We start from the raw sequence: 15985 nt of genomic DNA on the forward strand, positions 1-15985 counted from the left end.
CGCTATGGTTGAGTTATCACTACGAGACCGTCCGGCAATCGTAACCGGTGCCTCTCGAGGTATCGGTCGCGAAATCGCGGCGCGATTCGCGGAGGCTGGCGGAGATGTCGCCATCTGCTCGCGCTCGTTGGACGACGTGAGACCGGTCGCAGAGGAGCTCACCGCCGCACACGACGGCCGGGTCGTTCCGGTCGAATGCGACGTAACCGACCGCGACGAGGTTCGAAGCCTCGTCGATACCGTACTCGACGAGTTCGGCGAGGTCAAGGTTCTGGTGAACAACGCGGGCGGGTCAGACGAGTCCGCGAACGTGGCGCACCGCTGCGACGAGGAGACGTTCGAGCGGATGGTCGACCTGAACCTCAAGAGCCAGTTCCTCCTGAGCAAGGAGGTCCTCCCGGCCATGGTCGCCGCCGGCGGAGGTTCGATGATCCACATGGGCTCGGTCAACGGGCTCTTCGGCATCGGTTTATCCGGCTACTCGGAGGCGAAAAGCGGTCTCCTCGCGATGTCGCGAAACATCGCGGCCCACTACGGCCAACACGGTGTTCGCTCGAACGTCATCTCCGCAGGGACGATAGAAACCGCGAGCAGGCGCGAGGAGATGGAGAACACAGAGGGCCGAACGGGCGATTCGAACGCGCGCGAAGGCTGGCTCGACCAGTACCCGCTCGGTCGCTTCGGGACACCGCGTGAGGTCGCGGACACCTCGCTGTTCCTCGCATCGGAGCTGTCCAGTTTCATCACCGGCGAGAACGTCGTCCTCGACGGCGGCCTCACAACGAGTCTCTCGACGTCGTTCATCAATGAAGTGTACGACGCGGACGAAGTACCATCACGACGGTAACCACATCAACGATGAAAGAACTAACCACAGCGGACGCACCGGACAGCATCGGACCGTACTCGCAGGGTGTCGTCTCGGGCGACAAACTCTACGTCTCTGGACAGGGACCTGTCGACCCCGAAACGGGTGAAGTCGTCGACGGGACGCCGGCGGAACAGACGATGCGAACCCTCGAGAACGTCGAGGCGATTCTGGAGGCCGGCGGATCGTCGCTCGCAGACGTGGTGAAAGCCACCGTCTTCCTCAAGGACATGCGCTACTACGACGAGGTGAACGAGGTTTACGGCGAGTATATGTCGGCACCGTATCCGGCACGGAGCGCCGTCGAGGTCGTGAAACTCCCCGTCGACATCGACGTGGAGATCGAGGTCGTCGCCGAGCGGTAACGCGCCGAGTCAACGACTCCGAGAGCACGTCCCGATCGTAGGTGAGAGCGGAAGCCGACGGCGCAACACCGCGTCGGGAGTGACGACGCTACCTTCCCACGGTCCCGAAGCGACACAGACTGTCGGGTTCCGCTTTCGTTTTGTGTAGTTCAGAACGGGTGACTCCTCGGTTGTCGCGGCCGTCGGAGCCAGTCGAACTCCTACTCCGACCGTGCGGCCTCGACAGCCTCTCTGAACACGCGAGCGTTCGCTTCGATAACGTCGAACTCGCCGCAAGCGATAGCTTCGGTGTCGACGATGGAGCTCCCAACGCCGACGGCCGTCGCGCCCGCATCGAAGAACTCGTCCACGTTGTCCAGTCCGACCCCGCCGGTCGGGACGGTCGGAATGTGTCCGAGTGGGCCACCGAGCGCCGAGATAAATCTCGGTCCGAGCGTGTCGGCGGGGAACACTTTCACCATGTCCGCGCCGGCTTCGAAGGCATTCACGGCTTCGGTCGGCGTGGCGATACCGACGAGCGAGGGTACACCGTAACGATTCGCGGTTTCGACGACGCCCTCATCGAACGACGGCGTGACGATGAACTCCGCACCGGCGAGAGTCGTCGCCCGCGCCGTCTCCGCGTCGAGGACGGTCCCCGCGCCGATGGTCACCTCGTCGGCCGCGAACGACTCAGACACGTCTCGAATCATGTTGAGGACGCTTTCGGTGTTCGCGGTTATCTCGACCGTCGAAACCCCGCCGCGGCGGAGCGCGTCAACCGTCTCGATTGCCGTCTCGGGGTCGGTCCCTCGGATGATTGCGACGATACCCGACTCTGCGATTCGCTGGGCGGTGGAAGCGACCATACCCGTAGCAGGATGACCCACGGCTTAACCTTCGGGGTCCGCGACTGCCGGGGTGCAAACTTCGTCCAGAGAGGAGTCCTTATCACGCGACTCCGCGACGTTCGAGTATGCAAAACCCACCCCGACGGAGTGGATACTGTGACGCCTGAATTGGTGACCCCCGGCGAGACGATGGTTCGCCTGTTATCTCCGAGGGGAGGCCGCTTAGAGACGAGTGACACGCTGCGGTTCAGCACCGCCGGGGCGGAGTCGAACGTCGCAATCGCGGCGTTGGGGTCGTAACCGGGACGACGCCGACGGTGTGGGAAAAGTATTTTGACAGTTCGGGCGGAGTCCTATTCGTGCCCTCCGAAATCACGACGCGGCGACGACTCCTAGCGACCGGCGGCGCGTTACTGACAGCGGTGCTCGGTGGCTGTTCACAGGTTCTCCCTGAGTCAGAGACAGACACGCGGAGTCTCGTGCTCTCGTTGTTCTCCCTCGATGGCTCGCTTGCCGAACGGTACGTCGTCGACCTGACCGAGACGCAGCCGCCGTGGGACGAAGCTGCGTTCAACGCCACGCTCAACGGCACGGCATACACGACGCGACACCACACGCCGTTCCTCGCTCGCGGGAGCGAGACACCCACCTACGCGCGTCGAAACGGGACGTACTACCACCTCGACTCGCTCGTTGTCGGCGAGGAGACCGTCAGCCATCCGGTGCTCCGACTGTTCGAGGTCGGCCGCGCCGACGAACTCGACACCGCCCCGGACCACGTCACGCACTCGTCGCTTCCCGAGGGCGACCAACAGGCGGTGCAAGTCGCGTACTTCGCCGCTCGGGCGCGAGGGAACACCGGCGGCGCTCCGCGCGGCCTCGTCCAACGCGGCGGCTACGTGTATCGGACCGACGACGCGGCGGAGGCGAGCGACCTCCTCGAAGAATCGGGGGCGTCCCACGTCGAATTCCGGGATACCATCTACGAAGTCGAAATCGCCCGCGAGACGTTTCACGAATCCGTCTACCGGGCCGACGCCGACCCGGTCGCCGACTCGACGGCCGAGATGGAGACGATACTTCGGGCGTCGCTCCTCGACGCGCGGGCGACCCGGGAGGCACTCTCGCAGGCGGAGCGGGAGATTCTCCGGCAAGCGGCGGCCGACACCTACCGCGAGTCGCATCCGTACTCCGAGGCGTTCACGTCGCTCCTGACGAAACTCGACCACTGGGCGTACCTCGACGGCGACATCGAGAACGACGCGGGCGTCGAGGCGGGGTTGCGTCGGTTCCTCCTGTACGACGAGCGCTACTTCACGTATAGACTCGACTTCGCATCCGAGTAATTCGCCCGTACTCTCGATTCGAGTCGAACGGAGGGTACAACCCCAGACGTGCGGCAGTCGGAGCGTCGCGTCGCCGCCGAGGGAGGCGAAAGTACGGAGCGGGAGAGACGACACGGCATCACAAAACCACGGTCGTGAACCGACGTTCGTCCAGTTTTCGGTGACGCGTCCAGCGGAGCGACTGCCGTACGATGGCGAACACCCGAAGCCGGGTTTCGTCGGGGACGCTTCAGAATATATTATTGAATACTGTCTTGTTACTCTATTAGTTTCTAAATTGATGCAAGTATTTTGAGTTCAATAATCTCGTATTTTTCAGCAATAAAGAAGATTTATTAAAAATTATTTCTATATGTGTATAGAAATCACAAAATAGGTGGGGGTAGTGGGTATTATTTAGACAAATGGCTATAAATGGTCTTCGCCCCGGACACACACGACGTAATCCGAGTTAGTAGCAGAAAGCCGTCTAAACGCCTATTCTGTATTCGACCGTAAAACGGACGGCCGGCAGCCATCGACATAACTTATCAAAATTTAGTATTATCTGTGTAAATGGGGTTTTTCCATTATGCATCACCTATCGACCTCGACGGGCCACCGGTCGAGTACCCGAGACCGACGAGCGACGAGCGTCCGCATCACGGCACGCTCTGTGGATTCCGGCAATTGGCCGCCACCGCACGGAGTACGCGAGAGTGGTGTCGACGGCTGCCGAAGCGTCCGCGGGTCGCAACGGTCACGGTCACGCGTCGGGCTCGGTAGCCGGCGCGTCACCGAACAGATACTGAAGCAGGTAGCCAGCGAGCAGCGCGGCGACGGTGACGAGCGCCGCGACGGGATGCTCGACGGAGAGCCCCACGGCGAGAAGCGCGAGGAAGCAGCAGGCGATTGCGGCCGTCAAGAGACCGCCGGGCGCGCGGAACGGCGCGGCAACGTCACCGCGATAGACGCGTAGCCCGACGAAGGACGCGATGTTGATGGCGTACGGGAGGACCGTCCCGACGAGCGCGGCGAGGACGATTCCACCGACGACCTGCCTCCCGATGACGACAGCGCCGGCGCCGATGGCGACGGTGCAGAGCGCGACGTACGGCGAGTTCGTCTGCTCGCTGGTGGCAGCGAACGCGCTCGGGAGGAGGCTCCGGTCGGCGAGCGCCGAGAGGACGCGCGCGGAACTGGTCAGGCCGACGAGCATCGTCGTGAAGATGGCGATGAGCGCGGCAACCGGGAGGAGGTACTGCGCGAACACCGGAAGTCCGGCGTCGCCGAGGACGGCCGAGAGCGGCGCGACCATCACGAGGTTTCCGTTCCGGAAGGCGCTCGGCGCGACCGTGAGATGGAGCGCGAGGACGATAGCGGTGTAGAACGCAGTCGTGAGAAGGAGGCTCCCGACGATTGCGCGGGGTATCGTCTCGTTCGGCCGCTTTACTTCGCCGGCGGCCGCGGGGACGACTGTCCAGGCCCCGTAGCCTGTGATAGCGAGGCCGACGGCCGCGAGGAATTCCGTCCCGCTTCCGGTGACGAACGGCGTGGCGTTCGACGCGTCGCCGTTGGCGAGGCCGACGCCGCCGACGACGGTGAGCACCGCGAGGAGGAACGCGGTGAAGACGAGGTTCGTCCGCTTGGTGACGTCGATGCCGGCGAGCGTGACGCCGAGGCTGGCAACAATCGCAAGCAGCCCCAGCGGCACCGTCTGACCCTGGACGCTTGCGAGTTCGGGAATCGCGCCGAGGTAGTTCGCTACGTACCACGCCGAGACGGCGACGCCGAACACCCACCCCAGCGCGTACGACGTGCCCTCCATGTACGAGGCGAACCGGCGGACGGCCCTGCTTCTCCCAAGGGTCTTCACGGGAAAGATAGCCGGGCCGCCCGACTCGGGAAACGCGGTTGCGAGTTCAGTGTAACAAAGTGCGATACTGACCATCCCGACCCCCGCGACCAGCCACGCGAGAACCGCGGCCGGGCCGACTAACTGACCAGTGAACGCCGGAAAGAAGAATATCGACGAACCCATCATGCCGCCGACGCTCAACAGTAGGAGGTCCCAGAGTCCGACCGTACGAGGACCGTCGCTCTCGGTAACGGCTGTCATGCCTTTCGTTCCGAAAGTTCGCATCTTAACTATTGCGCTCTTACGAGCGTTCTCCGCGGATCACGCGGTACCCGACCACGTGTCGGACGCTTCTCGCCGAGCGCGTACGCTTGATTCGAGCCGAGCGCCGCGGTCTCCTGCCAACACGTACGGACACCCATTCCCAGTCTGAACGGATTAGGAAAAATTCCACATAAACGAGTAGCTAGTGGTCAGAAATAGATTAGAAACCGATATAGATAAAACAATATCCAGCTAATTGGCCTACTATACACAATTTGTCCGGCAAAATACCAAATTACAGCGTTATAATTGTAACATCTGAACCTCGTCTGCTCGGCCGCCCCGGTGAGTCGGTCCGACCGGAGTATCAGCGGCGGTGGAGTCGGGTCGTATGAGTTCTCACCCGCGCGTAGCGTGCGAGTCTGTGTGACAAAGACAAACACTAAATGCACGCATGTAACATATGATGAATATGAGCGTGACAGTCGAACGAGAAACGGCCATATCCATCGACGGACTCCGGAAATCGTTCGCCGGAGAGCCAGTACTGCGTGGAATAGACCTATTAATCGACGAGGGAGAATTCTGCGTCGTCGTGGGGTCCAGCGGGAGCGGGAAGTCGACGCTGCTGAAATGCATCTCGGGATTGCTCTCGTTCGAACGGGGCGCGGTCTTCGTCGACGGCGAAGACGTGACGAACCGCTCGGTCGAAGCGCGGGACATCGGATTCGTGTTTCAGGACTTCGAAGACCGGCTGTTTCCCCACATGACCGTCGAGGAGAACGTCGCTTTCGGCCTGCGTGAGGCCGGGACGTACGACGCCGAGGAGATATCCCGGCGGGTGGACGAGACCCTCCAACTGCTGTCTATCTCAGAGACAAAGACGAGTCTGCCCTCGGAGCTCTCGGGCGGCCAGCAACAGCGGGTGGAACTGGCGCGGCAACTCGTCCGCGAGTGCGACGTGATGTTGTTGGACGACCCGCTTGCGGACTTAGACTACAAGCTGCAAAAGCGGATGGTGCTGGAGATACGGCGAATCCACGAGGAGTTCGGAAGCACGTTCGTCTACGTGACTCACAACCAAGACCAGGCGCTGAAACTGGCCGACAAACTCGTCGTGATGAACGACGGCGTCATCGAACAGGTCGGCACGCCCGAGGAGGTGTACGACGCCCCCGAGACGGCGTTCGTCGGCCGGTTCATCGGCGACAACAACCCGCTTCTCGGGACGGTGACCGAACACGACGGCGACCGGGTCGTCATCGACACCGACCTTGGGAGCGTCGTCGCCGAGTCGCGGGAACAGCCGCCGTCGGTGGGCGAGGAGACGATGGTGCTCCTCCGGCCGGAGGACGTCGCCCTCGGGGACGACGCCGACGCGTGCGACAACGGCTCGACGGGGACCGTCGAAGACCTGACGTACACCGGCGAGTATACCGAGTTCGCCGTCTCGTTTCCAAACGTGACCCGCGAGTTCCAGGTCCGTCGCTCGGGCGATGTCCGCCGATTCGAGGAGGGCGACGAGATTCGAATCGGCTGGGACGCCCCCGAGGGCGTCTGCTACGACCGGCTGAGCGCGTCCGACTCGGTGACTGTCGACGACCTGATGGAGGTGTGAGATGGCGACGAGCGACCACACCCACGCGGACGAAGCCAGCGCGGGACTCTCGGTCGACGGCCTGACGAAGATATACCCCGACGGCACGCTCGCGGTCGACGATATCAGCTTCAGCATCGACGCGGGAGACTTCTGCGTTATCATTGGTCCCTCCGGCTGCGGCAAGTCCACGACGCTCCACTCACTCGTCGGTAACGTGCCGCCGACCAAAGGGACTGTGACGCTCGACGGACGCGACATCACGGACGCGCCGACCTATCGCCGCGACATCGGACTGGTCTTTCAGGACTTCCAGCTGTTCCCGCATCTCACGGTCGAGGAGAACATCCGATACGGGCTCGAACGGATGGACGTGTCCGCCGCGGAAGCCGACGACCACGTGGCGTCGATGGCCGAGATGATGCAGTTGGAGGGGATGCTTGACCGCGACCCCGCCGAACTCTCCGCCGGCCAGCAACAGCGCGTCGCGTTGGCCCGCTCGCTGGTGCTCGAACCGAAACTGCTCCTCCTCGACGAACCGCTCGGCGACATGGACTACAAGCTCCAAAAGCGGATGGAGCGGGAGCTGCTCCGACTCCACCGCGAACTGGAGACGACGTTCGTCTACGTGACCCACGACCAGACGCAGGCGATGCGGCTCGCCGACCAGATGGTCGTGATGAACGACGGGCAAATCGAACACTCCGGGCCCGTCAGGGAGGTGTACAACCGGCCGCGGACGGCCTTTACTGCCGCGTTCGTCGGGGACTCGAACCTGTTTTCGGGGACGGTGACCGACGTGGACGCCGGGGGAGCCGTCGCCGTCGTCGACACCGACTTCGGCGCGTTCCGCGTCTCGACCGCGAACGCCGACTCGAAGCCCGAGAACCTCGTCGACCGGTCGGTGGTGTTCGCCGTCCGCCCGCAGTTCGTTCGCCTCGAAGACGGCGAGAACGGCCTCGACTGCGACGTTGACGACGTCATCCACCGCTCCGGCGAGGGGACGCAAATAGTAATGACCGCGCGCGGGAGCGAGGGGACGAAGCAGATACAGGCGAAGTCCGACGACCGGGTCGAACCGGCCGCCGACGCGGTGACGGTCGGCTGGAACGCGGACGATGCCATCCTCCTCGAACGGACGAGCGTGGCCGGCGACGTGGACCTCCAAGAGGACATCCTCGGCGAGTAGCGGAGCCCGGGGCTGCCGAATGCGGCAGCGACACGCCGCGGGGGACACGTTCCCCTGGCACTGAGCTGTGCGTAGATTCGTCCATTGTTGTCTTCTGTCTGTGGACATCGAGTCACTGTCTGCGAAAATTTTTATACATTCTCCACAATGGGTACGGATACATGGCTATCGAGGTAGACGAGACGCGGTTCGTCGAGACGATGAAAGAGCAAGCCGAAATCGGCGGCACGGACGGAGGCGGGCTGCACCGCCTCGCGCTCTCCGACGAGGACGCCGAGATTCGGGCGTGGTTCGCAGACCAAGTGTCGGAGGCGGGGCTCGAACTCACCGTCGACGAGTTCGGCAATATGTTCGGCTACCGCGAGGGGACCGACCCCGACGCCGGGACCATCCTCGTGGGGTCGCATTTGGACTCCCAGCCGTACGGTGGCATCTACGACGGCGCGATGGGCGTCGTCGCCGCGCTCGAGTTGGTCCGCGCGCTGAACGACGAGGGAATCGAGACGAGACACCCCATCGAAATCGTCAACTGGACGAACGAGGAGGGCTCGCGGTTCCAGCCGGCCATGCAGGGCTCCGGCGTCTGGGCGGGCGAACACGACATTGAGACGGAGTACGCCAAGACGGACGCCGACGGCGAGGTCTTCGAGGAGGAACTGGAGCGCATCGGCTACAAGGGCGACGTGCCCGCCGAACCGCAGCGCGACTACGACTCGTACCTCGAACTCCACATCGAGCAGGGACCGTACCTCGAAGAGAACGACGCCGACGTGGGAATCGTCACGGGCATCGTCGGCTTCACCTGGGGCGCGATTACCTTCCACGGCGAGGCCGACCACTCGGGGCCGACGCCGATGCACTACCGGAGCGACGCCCTCGTTGCCGCGGCGGACGTCATCACGCAGATTCGGCGCATCCCCGACACGCTGGGCGAGCGGACCGTCGGCACGACCGGCTACATCGACGCGAAGCCCAACTCCATCAACATCATCCCCGAGGAGGTGACGTTCACGTGGGGATTCCGCGATCCCGACGAGGCGGTCATCGAGGAGGCTAGGGCGCGCGTCCTCGAGGAGGCGGAGGCGACCGCCGAGCGCGAGGGCGTCAACTGGGAGTACGAAGACCGGATGTGGACCGACCCGGTTCGGTTCGCGGACGGCTGCGTCGACGCCGTCGAACTGGCGACCGAGGAACTGGGCTACGACGGTATGCGTATCTTCAGCGGTGCGGGACACGACGCGACTCACACCCACAAGGTGATGGACACGGGGATGGTGTTTTCGGTCTCCGAGGACGGCAAGAGCCACAGCGAGGACGAATACACGAGCTGGGACGACTGCTACAAGGCGGCCAACACGCTGGCGAACGCCGCGTACGAACTGGCCACGGAGTAATTATGAAGGCAAATTTCGACCGCGAGTTCACTCGCGCAGGCATCTGGAACTGGGAGAAACCGCACATCGAAGACGAGATTCGGTACGCGCAGTACGCCGAGGAGGCCGGGCTGGACTCGGTCTGGCAGGGGGAGTCGCGGCTGGTCCGCGACGCCATGACCGTCATGGGCGCGTACACGCAGGTCACAGACGAGATAGATATCGCGCCCGGTGTGACGAACTGCTACACGCGGAACGTGGCGGTGATGGCACAGACGTTCTCGACGCTCCACGAGCTCTCGGGCGGGCGGATGAAACTGGGCATCGGCGCGTGGTGGGACCCGCTGGCGTCGAAAGTCGGCATCGAACGGGAGCACCCGCTCCGTCGGATGTGGGAGTACTGTACCGTCACCAAGCGCCTGCTGGACCTCGAAAACGTAACGTACGAGGGGCAGACGCTCTCCGTCGACGACATCGAACTCGATCTCGTTCGCTCGGACGCACAGCCCCGTGACGTGCCCATCTACGTCGGCGCGACGGGCGAGACGATGCACAAGCTGACCGGCGAACTGGTCGGGAAAGGCATCGCCGGCGGCATCTTCATGAACTACCTTATCCCGCCCGAGCACAACCTGAAAGGCCTCGAAAAGCTGAAAGAGGGCGTCGAAAAGCAGGACGGGACGCTGGAAGACGCCGACCGCCCGCAGCTCATCGCCGTCGCAATGGACGAGGACGCGGACGTGGCCATCGACCAGGCGCGCGGTCTCGCCACACAGTACATCGGCCAGCAGCCGCACATCAGGAAGGCGTCGGGCATCGATCCCGAACTGGCGGAGAAAGTTCAAGCCGAGATGGGCGGGTGGCCGGCCTCCGCCGAGGACATCGAGCGCGCCTCGCAGTACGTCGACGACGACGTGGTGACGAACATCGTCGCTGCGGGCACCCGCGACGACGTTATCGACCGGGTCCGCGACTACTGTGCCGCCGGCTGTACCGAGCCGGTCGTCTACCCCCTGACGGACAACATGGAGGCGGTCATCGACGCGCTGGCCGAAGCCAAAGCAGAGGCGTAGCAGCGGAGTCGTCGAGGAAACGAGCGGAGCGAAGCGGAGAGCTGACCGGACCGAACCCCGGCCACAGCTTTATCGCGGCCGCCGCCGACATCGGATCATGAGCCGAGTAGCGAACAAGACGGCGTTGGTCACCGGCGCGTCCAGCGGCATCGGCCGCGGCGTCGCCGTCACACTCGCGGAGGCGGGAGCGACGGTCGGGGTGAATCACTATCCGAGCGACGAGGAGCGAACGCGGGCGGCCGAGGTGGTCGCCGAAATCGAGGCGGCCGGCGGCGAGGCGGCAGCCTTTCCCGGCGACGTGAGCGACGCGGCGAGCGTCGACGAACTCGTCGACGGGTTCGAGGCGACGTACGGGACGCCGGACGTGCTCGTCAACAACGCCGGCATCCTCAGACGGTCCCGTCTCGACGAGATGAGCGTTGCGGAGTGGGACGAGGTGTTGGACGTCGACCTCCGCGGGGTGTTCCTTGTGACCCGCCGCGTCGTCCCGGGGATGATCGACCGCGGGTCGGGGAGCGTCGTCAACGTGGCGTCGCAGTTGGGCTTCAAGGGTGCGGCGGGGTTCACCCACTACTGCGCCGCCAAGGGCGGCGTCATCGCGTTCACTCGCGCGCTGGCGCGCGAAGTCGCCCCCGACGTGCGCGTGAACGCCATCGCGCCCGGGCCGGTCGAGACGCCCCTTCTCAGCGACATCTCCGAGCAGTGGCGGCGCGAGAAGGCGGCCGAACTCCCGATGGAGCGGGCCGGCCGCGTCGAGGACGTGGCACCGACGGCGGTGTTTCTCGCCAGCGACGAGAGCAGCTACTACACGGGGCAGACGCTCTCGCCGGACGGCGGCGACGCCATGCACTGAGCCGTCCGTGTCACAGCATACCGTGGACTTATATTGGTGGCTCCGAATGGCTCTCTGTAGATGTCGACACAAACCGAACGTTCCGAGGAGACTGTAGCGTCGGGTCAGTCCCCGATCACGGGGGTCATCGAGGCCGTCAGCGTCAAGCGAGTACTTCTGGCGTACTTCCTGCTTGCCGCGGCGTACATCTATTTGCCCATCTTTTCGGTCATTGCGTTTTCGTTCAATTCGGGTGGGCTGACGTTTCCATTCGTCGAGTTCACCTTCGAGTGGTACGGAGAGTTGCTTGCCAACGAGGGACTCATCGAGGCCGTCCGGCGGTCGGTCACGCTGGCGCTCGTCGTGACCGTCATCACGACGGTGCTTGCGACGGCGACGGCGCTGGCGTACCGCTACGACTTCTGGGGACAGCGCGGCCTGCTGTTTCTCCTCATCCTGGGCATCATCACGCCCGGCATCACGTACGGCGTCGGCGCGACGCTGCTTCTCAACGAGGTGCTCGGGCTGACGAAGAACCTGTGGCTCGCGGTTCCTGTCCACGTCGTCTGGGCGCTTCCCTTCGCGGTCATCGTCCTCCTCGCGGGGTTCCCGCCGGCGCTCAAGGAAAACGAGGAGGCCGCACGCGTGCTGGGCGCGGGGCCACTCTCGCGGTTCCGAAACGTGATACTCCCGCAGATAGCGCCGACACTCCTCGGTGCGGCCGTATTCGCATTCACGCTGTCGTACAACGAGGCGACGCGGAGTCTCCTGCTCGTGGGGAATCAGAACACGATGCCGCTCGAGGTATTCGCCATCGCCGCCGGCACGCGCGTCCAGCCCTACCTGTTCGCGCTCGGGAGCCTCACCACCGTCTTCTCGACGCTCCTCTTAGCCGCCGCGGGACTGCTCATCGTGTACAACCGCCGGTCCTGAGGGTCGGTGACTCGGACCGGGTCGGCGGTCTGCGATATTCTTGGACCGTTCAGAGACGTCGCGTGACGGTCAGTGGCTGGTCCACCCGCCATCGACTGAGAGCACCGCTCCGGTGACGAAGTCGCTCTCGTCGGAGGCGAGAAACAGCGCGGCGTCGGCCACGTCTTCGGGCGACCCGAACGTCGGCCACGGCGTCGCGGCCTCCCATTCGGCGATTATCTCGGGGGCGTTCTCGCGCCACTCGACGTTCTGCGCCGTCTCGATGATACCGGGAGCCAAGGCGTTGATGTTCACCTCGTCGGGCGCGTAGTCCAGCGCCATCTGGCGGGTGAGGTTGGCGACGGCCCCTTTCGAAGCGCAGTAGGCGGCGCTCCGGCCGCCGCCGACCAGTCCGAAGATGGACGCGAGGTTGACGACCTTGCCGGCGCTCTCGCGGAGGTGCGGCAGGGCGTACTTCGAACAGAGGAACGTCCCGCGGGCGTTCACGTCTACGATGGCGTCCCAGTCCTCGACGGGCGTCGCTTCGGCCTCATACTGGTAGTAGATGCCCGCGTTGTTCACCAGCACGTCTAACTGACCGTAGGAGTCGACCGCGTGTTCGACGGCCGCCTCCGCCGCCGCCGGGTCGGACACGTCGCACTCGACGAAGGAGTACTCCGCGCCGGTGTCGTCTAATTTCTCGAACACTGACCGCTCGTCGTCCAGTTTCGGCTCCCGGCGCACGTCGGCGACGACCACCGTCGCCCCCTCGCGGCCGAACGCCGCCGCGATTGCGTTGCCGATACCGCTCGATGCACCAGTGACTAACGCGACCGAATCGTCTAATCGTGACACGTGGTGTCAATTCATATCGCGGTACAAGTAGTTAGCGACGGGGGAGCAACCACGGGAGCGAAACGTCCGTTTCGGTCCGCTCCGTCGGGCGGGCGGGTGAAACCCAATCGGTCACACAAATATCCGAAAAAGACGCAAAAGACTAAGTAGTGTCGTTATAGACTCCTATTCCATGCCTGATAGCATGAATAGGCGAAACTTTGTAAAGTTTGCGAGCGGAGCGGCCGCCGGGGCCGCCCTCGCCGGATGCGCCGGGAACGGCGGCGACGGCGGATCGGGGACGACGAGCGGCTCCGGTGAAGGTGACACGACGTCGAGCAGTTCCGGCGGCGGAACCACCGACGGGTCTCGGCCGCTGGAGTGGATCGGTCCCGCGTGGGCGGTTCGCGACGGACAGGCTGACAAGTTCACCGAGATGACCGATATCTCGGTTAACGTCACCACGGCCGACATCCCGACGACCCAACAGCAGGTGCTCAGCGGCGGGCAGGCGAACATGGACATGGTCTCGTCGGACTCGCCCGGCGCGGGCGCTATCGTCCAGGACAATGACGCGAGTATTCCCGTCCCGGTCGACGAACTCGACAACTGGAACCCCGACCTGGTGTCGGACCTGTTTACCAACCCCACCGAACGGCTGAGCCACCTGGGAGAACAGACCGAGACGGTGCTCGACCTGCTGTGGGCCGACGACGAGCAGACCGAGATGCTGCTGCCGCCGCACGTGTACAACTTCGATGCCATCGGCTACAACCCGACGCAGGTGGACGACGTGAGCACGTGGTCGGCGCTGTTCGACGACCAGTACTCGGGGCAGGTGGCGATGGGCGCGGTGTCGTCTATTGCGATTCCGGAGACGCTGATGCATCTCCTGGACAACGACATGATAGACGCCGACATCGGCCAGCTCAACAACCCGACCGAAGAGCAGATGGACCAGGCGGTCGACTTCCTCGTCAGCGAGAAGCAGGCGGGACAGTTCCGCTCGACGTGGACCGCCTACGGAACCTCAGTGAACCTGATGGCGTCCGAAGAGGCCATCCTCGGCGACCTCTGGCAGCCGGCGGCGATGGACGTCCGCCGGAGCGGCACGCCGTGTACCTACGCCACGATGTCCGAGGGCGTGCAGGGCTACCGCTACTGGTACGGTGGCATCGCGCCGTTACGTCCCGGCGCGCGCGACCGGAACAACCTCAACGAGGTGTACTCGCTCATCAACGATGTCCACTACGGCGCGTGGTTCCCGGGATACATCCAGAACTGGGGATACTCGGTCCCGCACTACCCGAACCAGGAACTCGTCCGAACCGGTTCTGACGAGTCCGGCGAGGGGATGGGTCCGGAGTACTACGACTGGGCCTACGAGGGCGAGAGCACCTACACCCCCATCTCGGAGACGCAGTTCGAGTCCGAGGCGCTGTTCGACCCCATGGAGTACGAGTGGTCGATGGAGGAAGGCGACTCCGCCAGCGACGGCATTGCCCGCGACTCCGGCCCAATCGAGGAGCGCATCGACCGCATCGGCTTCTTCCAAATCTGGCCCGACAACTCCGAGTATATGCTCTCGCGGTGGTCGGACTTTACCAGCGCCTGAACCGACGCCCACCGCGGTGCGAAATTTATTTGTACCGTCCTCGTGACTTGCCAACACATGGCATTAGAAACGTCCGAAGACACGACCACGCCGAGCCTCGGCGAGCGGCTTCGGTTCGGCGAAGTGCAGGCGCTCGTGACACCGACGGTGCTTTGGTTCTCCGCGTTCCTGCTCGCGCCGCTTGCGATTATCGCCGTGTACAGCTTCCTCACCTACGAGAGCTTCAGTGTCGTCTGGGAGTTCTCGCTGACCGCCTGGGAGTCCGTGTTCGACCAGACAGTCTACTCCACGTTCGTCAGGACGCTCGTCGTCGGCGTTGGCGTGACGGCGCTGTGTCTGCTGTTCGGCTACCCCATCGCGTACTACCTGCGGTTTTACACGAGCGAGAGCGGCGGCACGCTACTGCTTTTGTTCCTCGTTATCCCCTTCTGGACATCGGCGCTCATCCGCACCATCGGGTGGAACCCAATTCTCGGACGGACGGGCGTCATCAACAGACTGCTCCTCTGGGTCGGCGTCGTCGAGGAGCCGCTCAGTTGGCTGTTATTCTCCCCATTCTCGCAGATGGTGGGATACGTCGCCGCGTACGTGGTGTTCATGGCCGCGCCCATCTTTGTCTCGCTGTCGCAGATAGACGAAGACCTGCTCGACGCCTCCGAGACGCTCCGCGGCGGGCCGGTGGCGACGTTCAGACACATCACGCTCCCATTGAGCCTGCCCGGGGTGACCATCGGTGCCATCTTCGTGTTCGTCCTCTCTATCGGCGACTTCATGGTCCCGCAGTTCCTCTCGGGCGGCGAGTCGACCATCACCACACTCATCTATCTCGCGGTGAACAACGGGCTGAACTACCCCAACGCGGCCGCGCTCTCTATCGTGCTCCTACTCGTTATCTTCGTCGTCGTCTACGCGATGACGCGCATCGTCGACATCAGCGAGATTACGCAAGGGTGAGGATGGCATGGCCGCCGGCGTAGCGCCCGACTACCGGCTATTTTTGCGACAACGCGCTCAGTTATATTCTCTCCGCGAAAGCGTACTAATGCTTAG

The 15985-nt window shown here is 63.8% G+C and carries 14 protein-coding genes and 1 pseudogene; 12 read left to right on the plus strand and 3 right to left on the minus strand.

Annotation, left to right across the window (positions count from 1 at the left end):
• Nucleotides 1-4 precede the first annotated feature (4 nt).
• Together DEQ67_RS16375 and DEQ67_RS16380 are read left to right on the plus strand one after the other, a co-directional pair.
• Nucleotides 5-847 (plus strand): SDR family NAD(P)-dependent oxidoreductase, encoded by an 843-nt coding sequence (locus tag DEQ67_RS16375; protein ID WP_115803492.1) that lies wholly within the window; start codon nt 5-7, stop codon nt 845-847.
• Nucleotides 848-858: 11 nt separating this feature from the next.
• The gene (locus tag DEQ67_RS16380) at nt 859-1233 is read left to right on the plus strand and encodes a RidA family protein (RefSeq protein ID WP_004043204.1); all 375 of its coding nucleotides are present in this window, start codon (nt 859-861) and stop codon (nt 1231-1233) included.
• Nucleotides 1234-1433: 200 nt separating this feature from the next.
• Here DEQ67_RS16380 and DEQ67_RS16385 read toward each other — a convergent pair whose 3' ends face one another.
• A complete protein-coding gene (locus DEQ67_RS16385; protein ID WP_115803493.1) occupies nt 1434-2081 on the minus strand; it encodes a bifunctional 4-hydroxy-2-oxoglutarate aldolase/2-dehydro-3-deoxy-phosphogluconate aldolase in 648 nt (215 codons plus the stop codon).
• Nucleotides 2082-2219: 138 nt separating this feature from the next.
• On the opposite strand from DEQ67_RS16385, the pseudogene DEQ67_RS16390 reads away from it, so the two are divergent.
• Nucleotides 2220-2351: pseudogene (locus DEQ67_RS16390) on the plus strand (sugar kinase); the annotation flags it as partial.
• 71 nt (nt 2352-2422) lie between these two features.
• Nucleotides 2423-3409, plus strand: a complete 987-nt coding sequence (locus DEQ67_RS16395; protein ID WP_233509329.1) for a hypothetical protein — start codon at nt 2423-2425, stop codon at nt 3407-3409.
• Nucleotides 3410-4154: 745 nt separating this feature from the next.
• Here the strand turns inward: DEQ67_RS16395 and DEQ67_RS16400 are convergent.
• Entirely contained in the window at nt 4155-5507 is a 1353-nt protein-coding gene (locus DEQ67_RS16400; RefSeq protein WP_115803495.1) for an APC family permease, read from the minus strand.
• A gap of 598 nt (nt 5508-6105) precedes the next feature.
• Between DEQ67_RS16400 and DEQ67_RS16405 the strand changes: the two genes are divergently transcribed.
• From DEQ67_RS16405 to DEQ67_RS16430, 6 genes are all read left to right on the plus strand, one after another.
• Nucleotides 6106-7128, plus strand: a complete 1023-nt coding sequence (locus DEQ67_RS16405) for an ABC transporter ATP-binding protein (protein ID WP_424020184.1) — start codon at nt 6106-6108, stop codon at nt 7126-7128.
• Between the two features lies 1 nt (nt 7129).
• Entirely contained in the window at nt 7130-8296 is a 1167-nt protein-coding gene (locus DEQ67_RS16410; RefSeq protein ID WP_004043209.1) for an ABC transporter ATP-binding protein, read from the plus strand.
• A 161-nt stretch (nt 8297-8457) separates the two neighbouring features.
• Entirely contained in the window at nt 8458-9690 is a 1233-nt protein-coding gene (locus DEQ67_RS16415) for a Zn-dependent hydrolase (RefSeq protein ID WP_115891649.1), read from the plus strand.
• A 2-nt stretch (nt 9691-9692) separates the two neighbouring features.
• Nucleotides 9693-10742 carry an LLM class flavin-dependent oxidoreductase gene (locus DEQ67_RS16420; protein WP_115803497.1) on the plus strand — a complete coding sequence of 350 codons (1050 nt, stop codon included), beginning with the start codon at nt 9693-9695 and terminating at the stop codon, nt 10740-10742.
• Between the two features lie 97 nt (nt 10743-10839).
• The gene (locus DEQ67_RS16425) at nt 10840-11595 is read left to right on the plus strand and encodes an SDR family NAD(P)-dependent oxidoreductase (RefSeq protein WP_115803498.1); all 756 of its coding nucleotides are present in this window, start codon (nt 10840-10842) and stop codon (nt 11593-11595) included.
• A gap of 60 nt (nt 11596-11655) precedes the next feature.
• Nucleotides 11656-12507: an ABC transporter permease gene (locus tag DEQ67_RS16430; RefSeq protein WP_004043213.1), complete on the plus strand. Its 852-nt coding sequence runs from the start codon at nt 11656-11658 to the stop codon at nt 12505-12507.
• Between the two features lie 69 nt (nt 12508-12576).
• Here the strand turns inward: DEQ67_RS16430 and DEQ67_RS16435 are convergent, their stop codons facing one another.
• Nucleotides 12577-13341, minus strand: coding sequence for an SDR family NAD(P)-dependent oxidoreductase (locus tag DEQ67_RS16435; protein ID WP_115803499.1), 765 nt, complete (start codon nt 13339-13341; stop codon nt 12577-12579).
• A gap of 184 nt (nt 13342-13525) precedes the next feature.
• On the opposite strand from DEQ67_RS16435, the gene DEQ67_RS16440 reads away from it, so the two are divergent.
• Entirely contained in the window at nt 13526-14935 is a 1410-nt protein-coding gene (locus tag DEQ67_RS16440; protein WP_115803500.1) for an extracellular solute-binding protein, read from the plus strand.
• A 57-nt stretch (nt 14936-14992) separates the two neighbouring features.
• Nucleotides 14993-15889 (plus strand): ABC transporter permease, encoded by an 897-nt coding sequence (locus tag DEQ67_RS16445; RefSeq protein WP_115803501.1) that lies wholly within the window; start codon nt 14993-14995, stop codon nt 15887-15889.
• Nucleotides 15890-15985: the final 96 nt, after the last annotated feature.

The sequence above is a fragment of the Haloferax sp. Atlit-48N genome (genome assembly GCF_003383015.2).
In the GTDB taxonomy this organism is placed as follows: Archaea; Halobacteriota; Halobacteria; order Halobacteriales; family Haloferacaceae; genus Haloferax; species Haloferax volcanii.